The sequence below is a fragment of the Paenibacillus sp. XP01 genome (assembly GCF_057364885.1).
In genome coordinates this window covers 3,214,772-3,237,488 of sequence record NZ_CP139481.1, presented here as the reverse complement: position 1 = coordinate 3,237,488, position 22,717 = coordinate 3,214,772, and the positions used below count along the sequence as shown (strand labels likewise).

17 protein-coding genes are annotated in these 22,717 nt (G+C 49.4%); 5 read left to right on the top strand and 12 right to left on the bottom strand.

All coding sequences use genetic code 11. The features are described from left to right. Window positions 1–35: 35 nt before the first annotated feature. The 8 genes from SNR34_RS14870 to treC all read right to left on the bottom strand — a co-directional run bounded on the left by SNR34_RS14870 (window position 36) and on the right by treC (window position 14,569). Complete coding sequence (locus SNR34_RS14870) at window positions 36–935, bottom strand: carbohydrate ABC transporter permease (protein ID WP_236413941.1); 900 nt, start codon at window positions 933–935, stop codon at window positions 36–38. Window positions 936–950: 15 nt separating this feature from the next. Further along, a complete protein-coding gene (locus SNR34_RS14865; protein WP_236414349.1) occupies window positions 951–1,835 on the bottom strand; it encodes an ABC transporter permease in 885 nt (294 codons plus the stop codon). 326 nt (window positions 1,836–2,161) lie between these two features. Then, entirely contained in the window at window positions 2,162–4,435 is a 2,274-nt protein-coding gene (locus SNR34_RS14860; protein ID WP_486182283.1) for a helix-turn-helix domain-containing protein, read from the bottom strand. A gap of 403 nt (window positions 4,436–4,838) precedes the next feature. After that, window positions 4,839–8,762 (bottom strand): X2-like carbohydrate binding domain-containing protein, encoded by a 3,924-nt coding sequence (locus SNR34_RS14855; RefSeq protein WP_486182282.1) that lies wholly within the window; start codon window positions 8,760–8,762, stop codon window positions 4,839–4,841. A 376-nt stretch (window positions 8,763–9,138) separates the two neighbouring features. After that, window positions 9,139–9,777 carry a sugar O-acetyltransferase gene (locus SNR34_RS14850; protein WP_438286809.1) on the bottom strand — a complete coding sequence of 213 codons (639 nt, stop codon included), beginning with the start codon at window positions 9,775–9,777 and terminating at the stop codon, window positions 9,139–9,141. A 199-nt stretch (window positions 9,778–9,976) separates the two neighbouring features. Continuing rightward, window positions 9,977–10,720, bottom strand: coding sequence for a trehalose operon repressor (treR, locus tag SNR34_RS14845; RefSeq protein WP_339278135.1), 744 nt, complete (start codon window positions 10,718–10,720; stop codon window positions 9,977–9,979). Window positions 10,721–10,820: 100 nt separating this feature from the next. Further along, window positions 10,821–12,830, bottom strand: a complete 2,010-nt coding sequence (gene treP / locus SNR34_RS14840) for a PTS system trehalose-specific EIIBC component (RefSeq protein ID WP_486182281.1) — start codon at window positions 12,828–12,830, stop codon at window positions 10,821–10,823. Between the two features lie 38 nt (window positions 12,831–12,868). Then, window positions 12,869–14,569 carry an alpha,alpha-phosphotrehalase gene (gene treC, locus SNR34_RS14835; protein ID WP_486182280.1) on the bottom strand — a complete coding sequence of 567 codons (1,701 nt, stop codon included), beginning with the start codon at window positions 14,567–14,569 and terminating at the stop codon, window positions 12,869–12,871. A 346-nt stretch (window positions 14,570–14,915) separates the two neighbouring features. On the opposite strand from treC, the gene SNR34_RS14830 reads away from it, so the two are divergent. Continuing rightward, window positions 14,916–15,404 (top strand): NUDIX hydrolase, encoded by a 489-nt coding sequence (locus SNR34_RS14830; protein ID WP_339278133.1) that lies wholly within the window; start codon window positions 14,916–14,918, stop codon window positions 15,402–15,404. Between the two features lie 184 nt (window positions 15,405–15,588). After that, window positions 15,589–15,984, top strand: a complete 396-nt coding sequence (locus tag SNR34_RS14825; protein ID WP_486182279.1) for a hypothetical protein — start codon at window positions 15,589–15,591, stop codon at window positions 15,982–15,984. A gap of 3 nt (window positions 15,985–15,987) precedes the next feature. Here SNR34_RS14825 and SNR34_RS14820 read toward each other — a convergent pair whose 3' ends face one another. Both SNR34_RS14820 and SNR34_RS14815 read right to left on the bottom strand, forming a co-directional pair. Beyond that, the gene (locus SNR34_RS14820) at window positions 15,988–16,701 is read right to left on the bottom strand and encodes a type 1 glutamine amidotransferase (RefSeq protein ID WP_486182278.1); all 714 of its coding nucleotides are present in this window, start codon (window positions 16,699–16,701) and stop codon (window positions 15,988–15,990) included. Between the two features lie 330 nt (window positions 16,702–17,031). Further along, window positions 17,032–17,805, bottom strand: a complete 774-nt coding sequence (locus SNR34_RS14815) for an IclR family transcriptional regulator (protein ID WP_486182277.1) — start codon at window positions 17,803–17,805, stop codon at window positions 17,032–17,034. 211 nt (window positions 17,806–18,016) lie between these two features. Here SNR34_RS14815 and SNR34_RS14810 point away from each other — a divergent pair, with 211 nt between their 5' ends. After that, window positions 18,017–18,829, top strand: a complete 813-nt coding sequence (locus SNR34_RS14810; protein WP_486182276.1) for an undecaprenyl-diphosphate phosphatase — start codon at window positions 18,017–18,019, stop codon at window positions 18,827–18,829. 112 nt (window positions 18,830–18,941) lie between these two features. Here SNR34_RS14810 and SNR34_RS14805 read toward each other — a convergent pair whose 3' ends face one another. After that, complete coding sequence (locus tag SNR34_RS14805; RefSeq protein ID WP_486182275.1) at window positions 18,942–21,002, bottom strand: beta-galactosidase; 2,061 nt, start codon at window positions 21,000–21,002, stop codon at window positions 18,942–18,944. Between the two features lie 262 nt (window positions 21,003–21,264). Between SNR34_RS14805 and flgB the strand changes: the two genes are divergently transcribed. Both flgB and SNR34_RS14795 read left to right on the top strand, forming a co-directional pair. Beyond that, window positions 21,265–21,675 carry a flagellar basal body rod protein FlgB gene (gene flgB / locus SNR34_RS14800; protein ID WP_486182274.1) on the top strand — a complete coding sequence of 137 codons (411 nt, stop codon included), beginning with the start codon at window positions 21,265–21,267 and terminating at the stop codon, window positions 21,673–21,675. A gap of 161 nt (window positions 21,676–21,836) precedes the next feature. After that, window positions 21,837–22,307, top strand: a complete 471-nt coding sequence (locus SNR34_RS14795; RefSeq protein WP_339278128.1) for a GNAT family N-acetyltransferase — start codon at window positions 21,837–21,839, stop codon at window positions 22,305–22,307. Between the two features lie 177 nt (window positions 22,308–22,484). On the opposite strand, the gene SNR34_RS14790 is transcribed toward SNR34_RS14795, so the two are convergent. Next, a complete protein-coding gene (locus tag SNR34_RS14790) occupies window positions 22,485–22,706 on the bottom strand; it encodes a helix-turn-helix domain-containing protein (protein WP_236413918.1) in 222 nt (73 codons plus the stop codon). Window positions 22,707–22,717: the final 11 nt, after the last annotated feature.

Below are 22,717 nucleotides of genomic sequence, written 5' to 3'. Positions count from 1 at the left end.
ATCCGATCACTCCCTTTAGTTTTTGGCCGCCGGAATTATCCCTTAACGGAACCGACCAGCATTCCCTGTACGAAATGGCGCTGCACGAACGGATAAATAACCAGCACGGGCAGCGTGGCAACCACGATCAAAGCATATTTCAGCAGTTCGGCCAGCTGCTGCCGCTCCACCATTTTCGCTGCATCCATCGCCCCTGCGCTGTTGTTCTGAATGATGATGCTGCGCAGGATGAGCTGCAATGGGAACAAATCCGCCGATTTCAGATAAATTAGAGCATCGAAATACGCATTCCACTGCCCTACCGCATACATGAGGACCAGAACCGCAATAATCGGTTTGGATAAAGGAAGAACGATGCTCCATATGAAGCGCATGTCGCTGCAGCCGTCCATTTCGCTCGCTTCCAGCAGCTCCTCGGGAATGGAGGATTTGAAGAACGAACGGGCGATGATGACCTGCCAGACCCAGATCGCATTCGGGATCAGAAGCGCCCAGCGGGTATCGATCAGATGGAGCTGCTTGACGACCATGTACGTCGGAATCAAACCACCGCTGAAGATCATCGTAAAGGTAATGACCATCATCAAAGCATTTCGGCCAAAGAAGCTTCTCCGCGATAACGGGTAGGCAATCATGATGGTCAGCACCACGCTGATGATGGTTCCTGCTGCGGTATAAAAGATCGAATTCCCATAGCCCGTCAAAATTTCGGGCGTGTGGAACAAGGCTTTATATCCACTGAGCGAAACGTCGACCGGCCATAACCATACACGACCGGACGTGACGGCTGCCGGGCTGCTGAACGAACTGCTGATAATGAAAATGAGCGGATAGATGACGGCCAGCGCGACAAGACTGAGCACGATGTAAATCGCAATCAGGAATGTCCTGTCGGCGGCGGATTCTCGAATCCGTTTCTGCACGGGTACTGCCATGGGGAGCCTCCTTTCCTACCAGATGCTGTGGTTGGTCGCTTTTTTGGCCAAACCGTTCACGGTCAGCAGCAAAACGAGATTGATCAGCGAATTGAACAGGCCGACTGCCGTCGCAAAGCTATAGTTGGCGTTCAGCAGGCCAATCCGGTAAACATAGGTTGCAATGATTTCCGAGTTAGCAAGATTGAGCGGATTTTGCAGCAGGTACACTTTCTCGAAGCCGATGGCCATGACATTGCCTACATTGAGGATCAGAATGATCACGATGGTCGGCACAATTCCCGGCAGGTCGACGTGGCGGATTTTTTGAAACCGCGAGGCACCGTCGACTTTGGCCGCTTCGTAGAGCGTCGGATCGATGCCGGCGAGCGCAGCCAAATAAATGACGGCACTATAACCCGCAGTCTGCCAAATGTCGGACCACACGTAGATCGAACGGAACATGCCGGGTTCGCCAAGGAAATTGACCGATTCAAGCCCGAAGAAATGAAGGGCAATGTTGGCAAATCCGAGCCGTGGCGCCAGAAACAGCATGATGATCGAAACCATCACCACCGTTGAAATGAAATAGGGCGCGAACGAGACGAGCTGCACGAATTTTTTGAACTTCGTCCCCCTCACTTCATTGATCATCAGTGCCAATAGGATGGGGATCGGAAATCCGGCCAGCAGCAAATACCCGCTGAGCAAGATCGTGTTCTTGACCAGTGTCCAGAATAACGGATTTTCGAAAAAGAGTCGGAAATGTTGGAATCCAACCCACGGACTTCCCCATATTCCTTTGATGACGTTATAGTCCTTGAAGGCAAGGACCGTATTGATCATCGGGTAATACTTGAATATGAGAAAAAACAGCAAGGGCGGAATGACCAGCAGATGCAATTGCCAGTGTTTCTTCATTTTTTTGCGGGCATCGATCCAAAAGCTCGTTTCTGCTCTCTGCGGCAATGACCTGCGATTTACGGTGACTTCTTCCTTCAGAACAACCCCCCCCTAACGACAGTCTGTGGAACAGGAAAATGATAGCGCTTTCCACAAATTGATCATAGAGGAAACGGCCATCCCATAAACAGGTACAATTGCGCCGTTCGGCGTACAGTTATCCTGTGATCAGGGGCACAAAACAGCGCCAGAACGGCCATTTTTCCGTTTGCACCGGTACATCTGCCCCTAAAAAGGCCGCTCTGTCCCATACATGCCATAGCCGGTTCAAGAACCCGCAGCGTTTAACCGCCACCCGATTGTCTGTACACGCTTGGGGATATGCCATTCAGTCTTTTAAAGGCACGCCTGAAAGAGTGCGAGCTGTTGTATCCGACTCTGGACGCAATTTCGTCCACCGTGTATTTGCTCTCATTTAACAGAACCATCGCTTGATCCATGCGGACCTTGATCAAATAATCGGAGAAATTGATGCCTGTATATTCCTTGAACAATTGCGAAATATACTTCTCCGGACGTTCGACATGTTCGGCAACTCTATACAGTGTAAGTTCGGTATCCGAATACATTTCGGCCGTGTATGCTTTGATTTGCTTGACGATTTGGCCGTGGACGTCTTTCTTTTTGTTGGCAATGAATCCGCACAGCTCTTTCATGATTGCAAACAAGGTGGTTTTGATGCTTTCCAGCGGCTCTGAAAGCGAGATATCGATAACAAGCCGTTTAATATCCTCGGCAGCGTCGTATTCGGTGAATACTTTCTGATCCAGCAGTTTGATGAATGTTCCCTTCATCTCACCGATCAGCTGATGCTTCATTTCGATGGACAGCTCCCGCTGCTGCATGTTTTGCGCGATGATGCCTTCAACGATCCGCTCGGCTGCTTCCAGCTCTCCGGCCCGAATCGTCGTGATCAGGCGCTGCTCGGAATCCAGCGGATAATAATAGGTCGTATGTTCGATATGGGCTTCGTTGTTCCAAACCATGCCCTTTCGGTTCGTGTGGATGGCATATTCCAGCGCTTGATGGGCTTGCTCGAAGGAAAGGCTCACTTCGGTCAAGGAGGCAAAAAGCTGACCAAAGCCCGACTGGATGGTTATTCGATATTCATTAAAGAGGTATTCCGCCAGATTCTCCATCGTATGCGTGATCTCGTTCACGGCACGATCTGATTCTTCATCCTCCTCGGCAGAGAAAAACAGGATGGCGACTTTGTCCGAATCCCAATCCGTCATTAATGCATCGGCGCCAAGGTCCGCCATCGCCTGTTTCAGCAGCAGACGGGATGCGTTCAGCTCATTCAGGACCTCGACATTGTCCATGCTGCCATAACCTTTAATCTGGACGATGCCTGCATACCCCGTACTTTGCCGCAAACGAACTCCCGCTTGCTCCGAAGCGGAGTGAATCTCCTCCCTGGATTTGAATTCGCCGGAGAACATCCTTTTCAGGAATGCATCCCTCACCAGCGGAAGCTGGCGGTTCAGCTCGGATTCGAGCTGCTTGTTTTTCGTAATCATGTCGGCGATATTCCCGCTCAGAAAGTCGAACTCGTTTCTGGACGAGCGCTCATCCTTCCCGAATTGTTCTTTCATGACGCTCAGCAGCCGGTTGATGGGTACGCTGTGGCGGTAAGCCAGCACTAACCCCACCACAAGTCCGATAAGCAGCGTGCCGCCGGTGATGAGCATGCTCGTTTTCTTGATTTTGTTGGCATTCTCGAGCAGCAGGTCGCGCGGGATTCCCGCTTGATACACCCACCCGTTGGTTTTGGATTGCGTGGTAATGACCAGATCGTCCCCATAAAACTGGCTGGCCTTGCTCGGGTCGAACTTCGGATCAAGGGACATGTTGGCCATCTCCGCTTCTTCGCTTCCCTTTAGCGCAATGGTTTTTCCCTGCGAATCGCTGATCCGAACCCAACCGCCGTAGCGCTCCGTCATGCCGGACAGCAGGCCCGTAATCAGCTTTTCGTCAATCAAAACGACGGCGACCGCCGGCGATGAATCGTTAAAGCTGTCCAACGGCAACGACTGCATGTATGTGATGACCGACGTTTGCTGGCCTCTCGTCATAAACGGGCTGAGCGGCTTGATTTCGCTGCGGTGGTGGGTATCCAATATTTCCTTTGTCCATTCCTCCAATGACAGGTCGTTATAATGGAAATCGGCATAATAATGATTCGGCCTGTATGACGAACCCGGCGTCAGAATCAGATTGTAGTTCGCGAGGTAAATATAATAATTTTGCAAAAAATCGTTGCTGCGGCCAAACGAAAGCACGTTCTCCATCGTTCTCCAAATGCCGTACACATTGGTTTCGTTGTCCCGTTCGTTCATGAGCACGTTCAATTCCCGATTGACCGCAAGCTGTCTGGTGAACGCCTCCACCTCAGCCATGCGGCGCTCCAAAATGTCTTGGCCCTTCTGGAGTTGGGTAACCCCGTTTTCGATGGAGATCGACCGGGTAACGGATATGGAGGTCAAATAGGACATATATCCGCCGATGCTGGGAATCACCAAAATGATCACGTAGGAAATTAAAAACTTCCGAAACACGCTGGAATTTCTAATGGGTAGACCCTCCCTTTGCAGAGATGTTGGTAGCGTTATCATAAACACAGATTATACCACTTTCGCGTTTCATCCAATGTTTTTTTCCACGATGTTCACCCCTATGTGACTGCATCTCCTGCGACATATGAATTGACCTGCGCCCACTTCCTTTATTCAGAAAAAAGGGACCACCGCGTGGTCCCCAAAGACAATCTCTATAAATCGCACTAATCATCACACTAGGGCACTGCGAGTACAGTACCATCTTCCGATCGCTGTTATCCCCAGATTTTTTGATCCCCCTTTTCTAAGGGGAAAATCCGGTGATAAAGGCGAACGCTTCGCTTCTCCAAATTGCTTCTGCCTCTCCGTTAACGTGTGTTTGTTTTGCGGTTTATTTCGCTTTCTATTTTTGCTGCGTTTCATCCACCCATTGTTCTCCGCCTGTTGCACCTGGCTTCGCCGCATGATCGGTCGATGCCTCCTCAATATCTCCGAATGCCCAATGCGAAGCCGGAACATCGCTCCAGCTTGGCTGCGAAATGCCGGATAAAGGCCCTCTGCCCAGCGCACGATTGATCACAGCAACGGCTTCGGCTCGCGTCAACGGCGCTTTGGGACGGAATGTTCCATCTTTGTAGCCATTCAACATGCCTGCGCCTTGCGCCGCGAGGATCGCCTCTTCTGCCCAGTGGCCGCGGATATCGGTAAATCCGCTTCCTGACACCGGTGATTTCGACGCGGCTGCAGCAACAGCAAGGATGGCCATTTCTGCGCGGGTTAACGGTTGATCCGGCTTGAACGTACCGTCCTTGTACCCTTTCATCAGTCCCGTTTTGGCAACCTTGGCAATCGCCTCCGCTCCCCAATGGTCGGAAGGTACGTCGCTGAATGCAGCATTGGTTTCTGCTGCTTCTTGATCGTAAACCTTGGCCAAAATGCTCGCCATTTCCGCACGGGTAATCTGGCGATTCGGTCTGAACCATCCGTCGGCATAGCCATGGATATAAGCCCGATGACGAAGAAGCTCCTGATCCGTGCTGCCTGCGGTTTCCTCATGGGTGCCTGTTCCCGGAGTAGGTGCAGCCGTTGATGGTCCGCTTGGGCCGGATGGTACCGATGGATCCGATGGGTTTGTCGGATTGGTTGGGTTTGTCGGGTTTGTTGGGTTCGTAGGCCCCTCGTTGCCAGACGCAATCGTGAATTTCAACTGATCCGTGAACATCAGTTCCCCGGATTTCTTGACGGCCTTGAGTTTATGCGCCCCTGCTGTTAATCCGGATACGCTGAATATCTCCTGCATGTTTTTACGGCCTGCGCTGTATGCGTCTACCGTTTGAACCCATTGTCCGTCAACGTAAATGTCGACCTCTCCCTGTTCCGGACCGGTCGGCGTAATCATGCGAATGCCGGTGCCTTTGAAGACATATTCAAAATAATCGCCGTTCTCTGCCGAATAGTGCACATCATTGAGGTAGTCGCCGCTAAAGACAAAGGTGAGGTTTAACGTACCGAGCGGCTGAGCGGCAAGATATGATTTTTTCAAGGTGATCAGATCGCCTGAAACTTCATACTCGGTTCCTTTCACCAACTCACTGGACCCGTTTTTGATTTTGCTGAAACTTACCGGCTCCTGCAGCAGCCTCACTTCGATGTCTGCCTGAGCGGCTTCCGCTTTGTCAAACACGGCGCTTACCGGTTGGATGCTATTCGGAATCTCCACCTTAAGCATGTCAAGCAGCATGAAGCGTCCCGATTTCTTCACTGCCTTCAGCGTGTGCAATCCGTTCGTCAGACCCGAGATGCTGTAGAGGTTCTGTTGTGCCAGTCGATCGGTGCGGTACGCGCTGACCGTTTCCTTAAACTCGCCGTCCACGTAGATATCCATGTCCCCCTGTGACGGGTCGACTTCCGTGAACAATTGAATGCCCGTTCCTCTGAACTCGTATTCAAAATATTCGCCGTTCTGCTCGGCATAGTGCACATCGTCCTTGTAGTCGCCAAACCCTCTACCCGTGCTGCGGTTCCAGTTCCCGTTATATTTGATGGCCGGGTCATCGTTGTTGATGTTCACGAAGCGCACGCCTGTCGTATCGCTGACCTTCACCGTCAGGACCTGTGGGCTGCCGCTGCTAAAAGTGACGCTCAGCGTCGTTGTGCCCACGGGAAGCTGCGCAAGATATGCTTTCTTGATGGTCAGCGTGTTTTCAGCCACCTCAACATCATTCTCGCCCAGAAGAACGCCGTCTCGTTCGACACCTACGAAGGTATTGCCGTTCAAGTTCAGCGTAATCGAGATATCCTTCTGCTGTTCCACCGCTTTGTCGAAGTTGGTGACGGTCGGTTGAATCGTACTGTCCTGCTCGCCTGTCGGCACTTCCTTGGTTACTGTAAGTGCATCCAGGAGCATGTACTGCCCGGAATCTTTCACAGCCTTTAGAGTATGTGTGCCATTAGGCAAATCCCGTTTGCTGTACAGGATCTGCTGTACTTCCCGGTCTCCGTCGGTATATGCACTCACCTTCTCTGGCTCCCCGCCATCAAGCGTGATGATCATGTCCCCTTGTTCCCCATGCTTTTCCGTCAGCAGCTCAATCCCCGTACCCGTAAACGTGTATTCGAAATAATCGCCGTTCTTTTCCGTAAAATGCACATCATCGTTATGGTCGCCCAAACCACGCCCCGAATTGTGGCTCCATGTTCCCGTGTATTGAATGTCACTGCTGTCATCGTTAACGTAAACCACATCGGTTACGGCAGCCTTGTCTTCCAATACGGCGGCGGGTTCATCGTTCGTCGCATTTGCGCCTTCAGGCAAATCTGCAATCGCGGATTCCGAACCAGCGGTTGCAGAGTCTTGAATTGTAAGGGACAGGTCCTGCGTGCCTTCGGATTGTTCTTTGCCCCCGTTGCGCTTCCATTCGCCGTGATACCGCATGCCTGTGTCATCGTTGTTCACCGTCGACGTGCCGCTTAGCGCCGTCACTTTCAGCATTCGCGAAGCATGGGGTTCCAACAAACCTCCGCTGAAGCCCTCGTTGAAGGTGCCCAGCTCCGAATGGCTCCACAGATCGCGAACCGAAGCGGGACCTTCCAACCCGATATCGCTCCATTTGACGTTGACCTCGGCGCTCCGGTTAGCCAGGTTAAACAAGGCTACGCTGTATGTTCCATCCCCGTTGTTGGCGTACCATACCTGCTGCTTGGTATCCATCGATACGGGATGAGCCGGGCGGCCCGCCTGATTGACGGCAATGACCTCGTCATTCGTCAACAGCTCCAAGCCATAGCTGTCCAGTCTGGTCAAATCATTTCCCGTATACAATGGCGCAGAGGAAATCGCCCAGAACGTCATGGCCGTTTTGCGCTCGTCCTTCGTGAGTCCATCCATGGAACCATTGCCGACATTCAAGGAATCGAAGTCGTTCCATCCTCCGGGCCCCGCATCCCGCCACCACAATGCCGCGATCGGGAACAAGCGGGCGATATTCGCCCATTGCGTCAGCCCTACGCTGCTGTCGTATGCCTCGACGTCCCAATCGATGCGCCATCCATTGGCGTGCTTTTTCCAAAAGTCTACGTAATTATGGTCCAACGCCCAGGAAAGCTCGAACCAGATGTCATGCCGCGCCAGCGCCTTCGACCACGCTTCTACGTCCCCGCGCGCATCCCGGCTCAGGTTGTTTATCCCCGATCCCGGAGTTACGCTGTCGAACTTGACGAAGTTGATTCCCCATTCACCTAACATATCCGCAATGGAATCCACGTATTTCTGGGAACACGGATTCGAAAAGTCGATCTTGTACGTATAAGAATTCCAATAATCCATTACGGTTAATGGTTGGTACACGATATCCTGCATGCGGCAGGCGCCATCCGTTCCGTAAATTTCGAGATTCTGGTTATATGCATCGATGGACAATCCAGGGATCAGATAGATTCCGATCTTCTGTCCATTGTTGTGCACGTAATCGATCACTTCCTGAAACCCGTTCGGATACAGCTTTTCGCTCGGAATGGGCCTCCCGTATTCATCCATGTCTCCATTCCAGCCTGCATCGATGTTGATGTATTCATAGCCGTGGGCTTGCAGTTTCTCACGCATGGCATCGGATTGCTTCTTGATGCTCTCTGCGGATGTCCACTGACCGGAGGGCTCATACACTTGCATGCTGTAACTGCTCCAGCCCATGTACGGTTTCTCGGCCAAACTGGCATCCGCCGCCTCAGCCACGTTGCGTGTCGTTCCAATAAAGCCGAATTGCACTGCCGTCATGATTAGCACCAACAGCCCCGTCGCCAACCTGTTCCCCATTCGTTTCAAATTCATTCCTACCTCCTCTGTAAATGAAATTCAGTCGATAAATGGTAGCGCTTTCCTTACGAGAAAAGAATAGTGTAATTTGAAGTCTCCGGGGTAGGTACAATTGGGGAATTTGCGTACATTTCATCGCCCAAGCAGGGGCATAGCGGTCATAGAACAGCCATTTTTCCTCATGGGCTTATCGTTCGGGATCCATAGATTCAGCAGAAGTAGTCTGGTCGTACATTCCTGACGGATAAACTCCTCCGATGTATGGGTTGTATAAAGCAGCCGTTCGTAATCTAGTTTACATAAGTATAACTACGTTTTCACCCTTACTCTCTTTCCAATAAAAAAAAGCACGTTCTCGCCTTTTCCATCAGACAAGTCCGTGCTTCCTAAATTATTCGATGACGCGACAATCGGCCAATATCTCCGGTTTATGGCGCATGCTGTCCGCCTCCGTAATGGGGCGAATCACTCGGCAAGGCACGCCTGCGGCTATTGTGTTTGCCGGTATGTCTTGGGTCACGACGCTCCCTGCGCCGATGACGGCACCGTCCCCGATCGTCACGCCGCCACATACCGTGACGTTGGCTGCAAGCCATACGTCATTTCCGATCGTGACGGGTTTGGCGTAACATAAAGACTTGGGTTCTCCATCATGATGAATCATTTGCCTGCGCTCAGCGGCAATAAGCGGATGAACAGGCGTAACGATCGTGACATTCGGCCCAAAACTGACATGGTTGCCGATGGTCACTTTGGCGTCGTCCTGTACGGTCAAATTGTAGTTGGCAAAGAAATGGTCGCCAATCTTGGTGTGCACGCCATAGTGAAAGAAAATCGGGCCTTGCATGAAGCAATGCTTCCCTTTGCCGCCAAGCAGCTGCGCCAGCAATGCTTCGCGTTCCTCGGTTTGATCCTCGAATGTGCGGCTGTATTCACTGCTCAGATTGTGGGCACGCCGCTTTACTGCTCTCAGTTCCGAGTCCGCGGGACTGAATAAAATGCCGTTAAAAATCCGCTCTTCTTCCAGCAATACGTCCATCTCCTTCGTTTCGTCTAAACAAGCGGAACACGCGAATTCACGGTTCGTACGCACTTTATAAAGAATGTTTATAAAGTATGCAAAAAAAATTGCAACTGGGATGGCTGCTCATTAACATCAGGAACCATCTGTTGCAATTTCATTGTAAATCATGGTAAGGGGTGCATGTCAACGCCAGTATGCACCGATGTTAGAACAAATCCTTAGAAGGATCCTCCACATGCACCCGTCGCGCAAAATCGACGAATTGGAATTTGTCCAGCCGATGCCGCGATTCCGTAAACTGAAACAGCATCGTGTCTTCAAGATATACATAGTTGCGGACGACGACGATGTGTCGGTAATCGCCCAGATCCAGCAGCCTTCGATCTTCGGCCGTGACCTCTTCGACGGAGATTTCCTTTTTGGCGTAACTGATTTTTAATTGGAGCTCTCCTTCGAGATAAGCATAGATCGAACGAGCGGCAATGTCCTCCGTCAACTGCTCGACAACGGACGTAAGAAAGTAATCTTTATCCAAAATAATCCGTTCGCCTTCGATTTCCCTTGCCCGAATCACTTTCCAGACCGGCTCGTTCGCGGGAACTTGCAGATGTCTGGCCACCGCGGCATTGGCAGAGATCCGAGCGACTTCTTCCACATGGGTTCGCGTATCCCTGCCCAACTTCTCCGACATTTCTTTGAATGAAATGAGTCCGGTAATCGGGAAGTCCATGCGTCCCATGTCCAGCACGAAAGAACCTTTTCCCCTTACTTTATGGATGTATCCATTCTGTGCAAGCAGGTTCAAGGCCTTTCGCACCGTTTCCCTGGAAGTGCCATACTCGGCCGTAAAATCGTTTTCCGAAGGCAATTTGGACCCCGGTGCCAGGCGGCCATTCTGGATTTTTTCGGAATAATCATTGTAAATTTGCAAATAAATATTTTTGTTCAACGTAATCACCATACTCATTCTAACACGGAATCGGCATAAATCCATAAAAGCCGCTCTGAATACGGATTCGTCATATCATGAACACGCTGTGCAGGAAACGTTATGCCTTCAAATGCACTCGCAAAATAACGTCACCTTGATGCTGCACAAGACCCAGCTTCGTCTCTTCGACCACATCGATCCGATCCTGCCCATCCGGCAAAATAATCGGCGTAACCAACGAGTACCCTGCATCGGCGATCAGTTCACGGTCGAATTCCAACAGAAGCTGGCCTGCTTTGACGCGATCCCCGGTCTGTACATGCGGCGTATATCCGCTTCCTTTAAGGGCAACGGTGTTGATGCCGACATGGATCAGGATTTGAACGCCGCTCTCATGCTCCAGAATGATTGCATGCTTGCTCTTGATCACATGAGACACCGTTCCGTCGAATGGGGCAAAAACTTTTCCTTCTTCCGGTTCGATGGCAATCCCTTGCCCCATCGCTCCGCTGGCGAAAGCCGGATCAGGCACGTTATCAAGCGCGACTGCATTTCCTTTGATGGGAGCCTGAATCTCCAATACCGATAGAGTTGGCTTCGTTCTGTCCGCAGATACGACGTTGCCTCCGGCTTCGCCTACGGCTACTTCGGCAGAAGCTTTTTGTACTCCGGAATCACGGCTGTCACGAACATCCACTGGATCGCCGTCTGCCAACGCCGCATTGCCTTTCCATTTGCCGTAAACCACGGTAGCAACGAATGGAACCACCAATACGATGGCCATACCGATGAAAAATACGCCCCATTGGTTCGGGAAGATGGACAGGAATCCTGGAATCCCGCCCACTCCGATCGAGGATGCGAGGACATGATTCATGGTCAGCAGCACACCTGCCAATGCCGAACCGATCATACCGAACACAAACGGAAACTTGTGGCGCAAGTTCACCCCGAACATCGCCGGCTCCGTGACGCCCAGAAATGCCGAGACCGAAGACGTGACGGCCAAACCTTTGCTTTTCTGCTGTTTAAACACAAACATCATGGCAAGCGCGGCCGCGCCTTGCGCGATGTTTGAGAGAGCCAGCATCGGCCAAAGGAATGTTCCGCCTTGAGATCCGATGAGTTGAACGTCAACGGCGAGGAACGTATGATGCATACCCGTGATAACGAGAAGCGCATACAATCCGCCGTAAATCAATCCGCCCAGTGCAGGTACGGTATCAAATACGTACACCAATCCGGATGTGATGGCATTACCGAGCGCAAACGTAATCGGCCCGATCAGCGTAAATGCGAGGAATCCGGTGATCAGCAGGGTAACAGGCGCGACAACCAGCAGTTTGATGGAGTCGGCTACCCTTTTGTTCAGGAACGTTTCAATCTTGGCGAGAATATAAGCGGATACAAGGACCGGAAGCACCTGACCCTGATATCCGAGTTTGTTGACTTCCCAGCCGAACAGGTTCCACACCGGAACGGCATTGTTCGTCTTGGCTTCGGCATACCCGTAAGCGCTTAACAGATCGGGATGAACAAGGATCAATCCGAGTACGATACCGAGCAGCGGACTGCCCCCGAACCGTACGACGGCTGACCATCCGATCAATGCAGGCAAAAACGTAAACGCCGTGCTGGCAATGGTATTGATAATCGATGCAAAGTCCTTCCATTGCGGATAAACCTGAATTAAGGATTGCCCTTCAAAAAAGATGCCGGGACCTGTCAATATGTTGTTGATCCCGAGCAGCAGACCGGCGGTAACGATCGCCGGCAAAATGGGGATAAAGATATCCGCCAGCGTTTTGATCGCACGCTGAATCGGATTTTGTTTTTTGCCGGCGATGTTTTTCACGTCGTCCTTGGATACACGCTCAACCCCGGTGAGTTGAATCATTTCTTCATATACTTTGTCGACCAGACCTGGTCCGATAATGACTTGAAATTGGCCTTGCGTGGAGAAATGACCCTTGACCAAATCATTCTTCTCCAATGACGCCTCATCGACCTTGCTCTCGTCACGCAGCGCAAACCGCAGGCGGGTCACGCAGTGCGTGGCCGCTTCAATATTCGCAGAACCGCCAATCGCTTCAATGATCTTTTCCACGTTTTTACGATCCACTGACATATACCTCACTCCTCCTCATTTCTCATACTCCCCAATCGTTAGCGAACGATCCACATGTAAGACGCGTACGGACCAAGTTCGAGCTGTTTCCGGAGTTCCATTTCTTCCCCCGTGTTTCCGACCAACAGCTCAAATGTCTTCCCTTCCAGGTGCTGCCACGACGCATCCGGCAATTCAAACGCTGCCGCTTCTCCGCTGAAATTGGAGATGACAATCAACGTTTCGTCCCCGTTGCTGCGACTGTAGCCGTAAATTTGGGGATGAGCCTGATCCAAACGTTCGTACGTGCCATCGGTGAACACACGAATCGTTTTGCGGAACGATATCAATTTGCGGTAATGATGGAACACGGAATCCGGATCGGAAAGCTGCTGCTCCACATTCCATACGGGATAACGTTCATCCACCTTAATCCACGGCGTTCCTGTGGTAAATCCGGCGTGCGGGCTGTTCTCCCATAACATCGGCGTACGGGAATTGTCCCTTGAGCGTTCTTTGATGATGGCAAAGGCCTCTTCCGCCGTTTTGCCGCGTTCCAGCAAGATCCGGTACATGTTCGTTGATTCGATATCCCGAAACTCGCTCATATCGTTCCATTTCGGGTTGGGCATGCCAATCTCCTCGCCCTGGTAAACGTACGGCGTGCCTTGCAAACCGTGAAGCGTCGTTGCCAGCAGTTTTGCACTCTCGGCCAAATAAACATCGTCATTCAAAAAACGGGATATCGCTCTTGGCTGGTCATGGTTGTTAAAGAATAGCGCATTCCATCCCCCGCCTTGCTGCATGCCGGTCTGCCATTCGGACAACAGGCCTTTGAGCTGTTCGAAATCGTAGGGCATGAGCTCCCATTTATTGTTGTTCGGGTAATCCACTTTCAGGTGGTGAAAATTAAACGTCATCGAGAACTCGTTTTCCGCCGGATTGGAATAGCGGATACAATGTTCAAGCGTCGTTGACGACATCTCTCCTACCGTGACGAGGTTATATGGTGCGAAAACCTTTTCGTGCAATTCCTTCAGATATTCATGAACGCGCGGGCCGTCCGTATAATGGATGCGTCCGTCACCCGGCGCAACTGATCCGTCATCATTCGGGAAGTCCTGATTTTTGGAAATGAGGTTGATCACGTCCATTCGGAATCCACTGACGCCTTTTTCCGCCCAGAACGTCAGCAATTTCACGACTTCCTCTCTGACCTTTTCATTCTCCCAATTCAGGTCGGCCTGCGTTTTATCGAACAAGGTGAGGAAATATTGACCTGTCGCTTCGTCATACTGCCATGCCGGACCACCGAATTTGGATTGCCAGTTGTTTGGTACGCCGCCATCCGGTGCCGGGTCTCGCCAAATGTAGTAATCCCGGTACGGATTGTCCTTGGATGAACGCGAAGCCTTGAACCACTCATGCTCGGTCGAGGAATGGTTTACCACGATATCGATCATGAGATGCATGTCGCGGCGTTTCAATTCCCGGACCAGCTCGTCAAAGTCGGCCATAGTGCCGAATTCAGGAGCGATGCGGTAATAGTCGGCTACGTCGTAACCGTTATCATTTTGGGGACTGACATAAACCGGCTGAAGCCATACGATGTCAATGCCCAACTGTTTGAGGTAATCGAGTTTATTCGTTAATCCCCGGATGTCCCCCAATCCCGAACCTGACGTATCGTTAAAGCTCTTTGGATAGACTTGGTAAACGGTAGATGTTCTCCACCAATCGTTTAAATTCCGCTTGTTCACAGTGAACCCCCTCCGATGCTACTTGAATAATCCTGTATATACAAGCAAGACCGATTTTACACCTGTATATACATGTTGTCAATGCATTTGATAACAAGAGGGGTACTGTGAACTCAAGGGCCTTCCCCCTATTTTCAGAACTGAGGAACCCATCGCACTAAATATATGCACCGACACTCCGATTCAAGCATGACCAAAATGTCAAGAAGAATCAAAGCAACAAGAGCAAAAGACAGGTTCGTTTTATCGCCGTATGTATCTTCAAGTATAAAAAATGACGCAAGCAGGAAATATCCACATTTACATGGAATAAATATACATCTATATATTATGAGGAGGTCGTTAAATGGCGTTTCCAACACATATTGTATCGGCAGGCGGAATCGTAGAAGATGGGCATGGCAATATTCTTTTGGTTAAAGCACATGACGATGGTTGGGTGTATCCTGGCGGGATCACTGAAGTTGGAGAAAATCTGATCGATGGCGTCATTCGTGAAATTAAAGAGGAAAGCGGCATCGATGCTACGGTTAGCCACATGATAAGTGTTGTGTCGAATACAGCAATACATAAGTGGTATGATGGCGTGACTGACGTACCTACGAAGGTCATGTTTGATTTCGTGTGCAAAGCTGTAGGTGGGGAATTAGCCACTTCTGATGAAACCAGCGATTGCAGGTGGGTTCCCAAGGAACATGTCCTGGATCTGATCACTTTACCTGCCATTCGCATGCGTTACGAGGCTTATTTGAATTTTAATGGTTCCGTAAATTACATGGAGTACGTCACGGCGACAACGTCCGAATGTGATGTCAAGATTCAAAGGCATCTGTAATCGTTCAACATAGCCCCTTAACCAAAAAAATGGCTATATAAACCGCACTAATCACTCACACAAGGCACTGCGAGTGAAGCACCATCCTCCGTCGCTGTTATTCCCCGGATTGGTTCTGCCCCTCCGTTTAACGTGTGGATGCTTTGCGGTTTATATAGCTGATGATTTTAAGGAGGAATGCATAGTGAGAAGCATAAAGTCGCCCAGCGGCTCGTTATTTCCTTATTATTACAAAGGAGGGGAATTGCACTGCCTCAAGTATGGAAGTTTTCACACTAATGCGGATGCGTTATTTATGTTAATGAAAGCAGAAGAAGATTTTATTACAAGCCGAAACCGCCAGCTCAATATATGGGTTGATTTTTACGAAACGAAGCTGACGACTTCTATCTTGGTCAAATTTGCGGAGAATATCGGTCATCTCCAAAACTACACGAAAAAACTGGCGATTGTAGGCTTCACGTTCTGGGACAAGCTGCGTTTGCGCCAAGAGATGAAGAAAATTCCCCATCCCATTTCGTTCCCGATTAAATATTTTGATGATCCGGAGGTCGCCAAAGCTTGGCTTGTAAGCGAATGAGCCTTAACCAGAATTTGTCTTCAACGAGTTGTTTAATGCGATCTTGTCCAAAATTCCCCATAACAGCATCTTGGAATTCTCGCTATGTACCATGCCATCTCGAATCTCCGTTTCACGCTGAATGAAAGGCAAATCCGTAAGTTCATGAGTCCAGTCGGACAACATTTGCTCAATGCAGCTTGGCGTGGATTCCAGGTGAAACTGTAAACCAAGAACATGATTCCCGTACGCAAACGCTTGCCGCTCGCAAGCTTCGGAATACATCAGATGCCGAGCCCCTTCAGGCAGCGTAAAAGTATCTCCATGCCAAGCAAATGACATGAATTGTTCGGGTACGTGCGTGAGCCACGGATGACGTTCCTTCGTTCTTTGCATCCGGTGCCAGCCGATCTCCTTCTTGTCCCCATTGGAGGTTACCGTTCCCCCCAGAATTTCCGAAATCATTTGAGCTCCCAAGCAAATGCCCAGCACCTTTTTTCCCATGTCGATGGCACGTTTTACAAACGCCTTTTCCTGGATGAGCCACGGGTGTTCATTCTCTTGGTAAACGCTCATCGGTCCACCCAGCACCACAAGAAGGTCCATCGTTTGGAGCCACTCTTGCGGAATGCCTTGAGCAGGATCATGCAAAAGCAATTCGTGCCCGGCATGTTCGGACCATGACACGATCACGGATGGATCATCGAATGCAAAATGACGAAAAGCAATAATTTTCATAAGCTCACCTCGACTTCAAAGAATAATCATAATCATATCTCATTTTTCAATATCATCAATGCAGTTATCCCGAATAATGAGATAATAACAAAATAATTTGATATAGGTTTATCCCCTTTCCCGAATACCGGGATGAATTCGATGTTACACTCCCTTATGCTCTTCCGGAATGGATCGTAAACCTGCTGAAAATGATGCAGGGAGCACATTACTGGAAGTGAAAACGTGGCAATTACAGCAGAAGGCCCTCCGTCATTGATTGACAGAAGGCCTCATGTATTGATGGTTATATTCCATTGGAATATGATGGTCGAACCTTTGCGAAGAACCTCATCCATGTCGGCTTTTGCCGCGATATCCCAGTTCATTGGATATGAGATTGGCATATTTAATGGCCAAATTGGCGTATTTTTCAACGTTTTCTTCATCAAACCGAATGGAAGGACCTGCTACGTTCAACGAACCGATGACCGTATTCTCGTAAGAGAAGATCGGCGCACCGATGCCGGTGGTGCCTTCCGTTGCCTCGCTGGACGTGATGGCGTAACCGTTCTGTTTGATCTTCGCAAGTTCCTGCTCGATATATTCGCGGGAAAGCGGCTTAAGCGAAGGAATGTCATTCCAGTCGAACGAGTCTAACAATGTTTTTTGCAACCCCGAATTCAGGAAAGCAAGAATCACCCGATTGGAGGCTCCGATGAACAAAGGCAGGCGCAGGCCAATCGGCTCGGAAATTTTCAATACTTGCGGCGAATCCACCGAATCGATGTAGATCCCTTCTGCATTTTCGCGAACGGACAAATATACAGTCTCTTTCGTTCGTTTCGACAATTCCTCCATAACCGGCCTTGCGACCGTACGCAGCATCAGGCTATCCCACATCAGGAAACCGTATTTCATCAGGGACAGGCCGAGCTTGTACCGTTTGGTCTTTATGTTTTGCGTGACAAAACCATGCTCCGCAAGCGAGGAAAGCAAACGATGCACGCTCTGCACCGGCATGTTCAGCGCCTTGCTGATTTCCGTAACGCTCATGTCCTTTTCCGTGCCCTGGGGCAGCAGCAGATCCAATATTTGCACTGCTTTTGAAATAACGCCAGACAATCCGATCCCCCTCCTCGTCTCTACTTTGCAACCATTATATCAAATGGCAAAGAATTATATTGCACCCACGCTTACTCTATCTATGAAAAGGAATTTGTAGAACATGCGTCCCCTATTGTATCATTATGTATTGTGAGTCTTGTCGTCAGCTTCCATTTACTGGAGTGGCATCGATAGATTCATAAATTGAATACACCATTGGGAGGGAATCATGGCAGAACTGGTAACTTGGCTGAAATATTTGCTGCTGGGTATCGTGCAAGGGGTGACGGAGCCCATACCAGTCTCCTCAAGCGGACACCTGATCATTGTGCAGCGACTGCTCGGCATGGAACAGAACGGATTATCCTTTGAAATTTTGACAAACACAGCGTCATTGATCGCAATCATTTTCATTTTCCGCAAAGACATCAAGGACTTATTCGTCGGTGCAGTACGTTATTTGCAGACGCGCAAAACCGAGTATCGGACCGACTTCATGTTTTGCGTCTACATCATCGTCGGCACCATACCGGCGGCCGTTGCTGCGGTATTTTTCAAAGACACCATTGAACGAATCTTCACCTCCGTACATACCGTTGCCATTAGTTTATTGCTTACAGGCGTTGCTCTTTGGCTGATTCGCAATTTGCGCGGGCAAAAGAGAGACGGCAATCTCTCGATTCGCGACGCGATATTGGTAGGTTTGGCACAGGCCGTCGCGCTGATTCCGGGCATCAGCCGCTCGGGGTCGACGGTGATCGCTTCCATCGCGGTCGGAATGAAGCAGGAAACGGCACTGAAATTTTCATTTATGCTTTACATTCCAATCAGCATCGGCGGCTTAATTTTGGGTGCATCCGATATTGCCCACGATCCGAATCGTTCCCAGCTGGCCTTTCCGTATCTGATTGCTTTCATTACCACGCTTGTTGCGACTTATTTCGCCATGCGGTGGTTCATGGGCATTATGGCCAAGGGCAACCTGATCTACTTCTCGTATTACTGCTTTGTTGCAGGTATACTTCTTTTAATCTTTTTGTAAATTCAAACATTCAAACAAGTACCGCCCGATTTGGATTTTATGTACTTGTTATGTGCTGCATTTATCAACTGAAAATGGCGCCGACAATCACTGTCAGCGCCATTGTTGTTTTTTATCTTTTTATTAAAACCCATACCCCAAAAGGCTCCAATGTGGTGTTCCCCTCAAGCGTTTGACCTGTCAGCAATTCCTCAGCCTGCTCATGAAAATAGACCGTCGCCTGTTCGCTGCTGTAGTTCAACAAAAATACGAGCTCTTCCGCGGCATCGGCTCGAACGGCAACCTCCACCGTTTCAGGCACCTCACACCAATCATGCAGCGGAGAAGTTAACGGCAAACGTTTCAGAAGTTCTTTCGCCACAGGAAGATCAAAGGACGCTCCCCAATAATAAACGCTCCCTTTGCCAATCCGATTCACCGTCAATGCTGGTTTTCCTTTGTAATAGCTTGACTCGTATGTGGCGAGAACTTCAACCGTGTCAGCCTGCACGCTTAGAATATCGTTAAAACGAGGCGCATCGATCTCTGTCCCCTCGTCTGTGAATCTCACCGCTACGGGGGCCGCAGTGCCATTCACCATCGTAAAGTCTTCGACGACAATGCCGCTGAGCGCCGCAGCCGGTCCCGGCAATGGCTGCATCCGGCAGCGGCCTGCTTCGTCTTTGTAACCTGTGCGACATCCAAAGACCACGGTCCCGCCATGTTCCGCATATTGCTGCAGCATCGCAGCCGTGCTTTCCCGCAAAATGGCTCCATGAGGATAAATCAATACATCGTATTTCCCGAGCTCCCTTCCCTGCTCTTCTTCGGCTCCCGGTCGGATGGTGACCACGTCAACAGGAATGTGCCCGTACTGTAACGCCTTAAACCAGCCAAGCTCGCTAGGTCTGGCCAAAGAACCGTGCCATTGGTCCAATTCCCCATCCCACTCGTTATCGTAATCGCGAAGTATGGCAGCTTGGGCCAAGTAACGTTTGCCGATAATGCGTTCTCCTGCCTTTTGCAGCTCCTGACCTACGCGGCCTGCTTCGGCTACGCGACGATTGGGCTGGTTGTGGTAGTCATTGATGCCATGCCAGTAAATTTCCGTGCCAAAGATGGCTGTTCGCCAGCGGAAATACAGAACCATGTCCGCTCCGTGAGCGATGCTCTGGTATGTCCACAAACGCATTTGTCCCGGTTGCGGCGCCGGCATCTCCATCCGGTTTACCCATCCGCCCGGACCGGCTTGTTGTTCCATGATCGCGAAATTCGGGGATATGTCCCTTACATTGCTCAGGGAAAGACTCCATTTTCGATCAAGGAGCGGCTGTTCGCCGGTGTCAGGATAGATGCTGCTGAACTGCGGATAGGAATCATAGGACATGAAATCCAGGTTTTCATCCGACAACCGGTGGCTGTCCAGGTGCCCGAACAGACCGTTTGTCGTGATCCACTGGTTTGGCGCTTCAGCTCTGAGGATGTCGGCTTGCGCTTTGGCAAACGAAATGGCGTTATCCGAGATAAAACGTTTCTCGTCCAGCGCCTGATGTGGATTCGGCGATCCAGAGACGGTTGGACGGGGCAGATGAACCTGCTCCCAGCGATCATAGGTTTGATTCCAGAAAACGGTCCCCCATGCTTGATTAAGCCGTTCCAGCGTGCCGTACTTCGTTTGCAGCCAACGACGGAATTGCACATGATCCGCTTCGGCATAGAACACGTTCATTTCGCAGTTCAACTCGTTATCAATCTGCCAACCTATAATGGCAGGGTGATCTTTGTAATGTTGCGCCATTTCCCTCGTAATACGGGCACAGAACTCTAAATACACGGGACTGCTGTAATTGTAGTGCCTCCGCTGCCCATGATGATATGTAACCCCTTCCATAGATACGTTCAGTACTTCCGGATATTTATGCGTAAGCCAGGCCGGCGGCGTAGCCGTAGGCGTACCCATGATCACGCTGATCCCGAATGTAACTGCTTGCTCCAAAAAGCGATCAAACAGCCCGAATTCGAATTTTCCTTCTTCCGGCTCAAAAATGCTCCAGGCAAACTCTCCGATTCGGATGATATTGAATCCCAGTTCCTTCATTCTTCGCAGATCATCCGCCCATAGCGATTCATCCCAATGTTCGGGATAATAACAAGCTCCCAAATAAAACTGATTGACCGTCAAAGCATTTCCCACATTTGCACTCCCTTTCATCGATGGCCTCATTGCAGCCTCGTCTCGTCATGAACTTAATGTAATTCTCGTGTATAACCGCGGAGATTTCAAGAACTTTCAACATTCATTGCCCAATAAAGAATGGATGTCCATTTTGTAAAAAATCAGTGTTATAAATGATATGTACATGTAACTATATGTAACAACTGCTATGTTGACAGTCTGCATGCTGCTTTCTATCATGGAGAGGATGGAAAGCATTCGCCGTGAAGGAGGCTAAGACGTGATAGAAACCAACACTTCAAGACGTAATGAATCGCTTTTACAAATACTGAATACGAAACACGGTGTAATTACCAATAACATTGCCAATGCGGACACGCCCAACTACAAAAGGAAATCGGTTGCGTTCGAGGATGAGCTTCGCCGGATGATCGAAAACGGCAACACCCCGGAGCTGGATTTGAAACAGACTCATCCGAAACATCTGCCCGCCAAGGCTCCCCATTCGTCGGTAGTCCCTTACCGGATCGTTGAACATACCGATACAACGATGAACAACAATCGCAACAACGTCGATATCGATATCGAAATGGCAGATCTTGCCGAGAACCAACTATTGTATAACTACATGGTCGATCGCGTCAGCGGACATTACAAGAAAATGAAAAATCTTTTGCAGGATCTGAAGTGACGAACCAAAGCAGCCGTTTGCAGGTTGCTTTTTTTGTTTTTAATGACTATGTTAATCCTTAATATTGATATTTAGACGAACATCTTTCTTGTACTAAGTTCACAGAGCATGTACTATAAATTGTATTTTTAGCAAGCATCTCAATAGGAGGTATATATTTAATGGAGGTTTCATTATGCAAAGCAGATGTAAAAGATGCAGTGACCATTCATGAAATGAAAGTCAAAGCATTTATGCCCTTGTTGGAAAAATATCAGGATTTTGAAACAAGCCCCGCCAATGAAACCGTAGAAAGAATGATTACTCAAATCAATCAATCTTTTACAGATTATTTCATCATTCATCATCTTGAGGTTGCTGTTGGTGGAATTAGAGTTGTGAAAAAAGAAAATCAAATCTATAGTGTTAGCCCCATTTTTATACTGCCAGAACATCAAGGAAAAGGAATTGCTCAAAAAGTCTTTACAATAGTTGAGCAGATCTATGATGATGCAAAGTCATGGAAATTGGGTACCATCTTACAAGAGAAAGGAAACTGTTATTTGTATGAAAAGATAGGCTATAAAAAAACGGGTTCAACAAAAGTAATTAACGACAAAATGACGATGGTATTTTATGAAAAGCACTTATAGATGAATAGTCATTGGTTTAAGTTAACCGCCATTCAGTGGGCGGTTAACTTTTGTAATGCAAATCAACAAGTAAGTCTAATACAGCCTTCTTTTTAAGGAATATGAATTCTTGGGACAAAAAAGTCCCCGATGCTGGGGACTTCTTGGCCTGGCGTAAGACATTCTGTACTACCATCGTCAATTATCGCTTTCTTCTTCGTCCACGTATTCCAGAATATCTCCGGGCTGGCACTGGAGCGCCTTGCATATCGCATCCAACGTTGATAGACGTATGGCTTTCGCCTTGCCGTTCTTCAGAATGGACATGTTGGCTAACGTGATATCCACCTTTTCGGACAGCTCCGTGACACTCATTTTTCGCTTCGCCAGCATGACGTCAATATTGATTATAATGGCCATATGCTTTCACC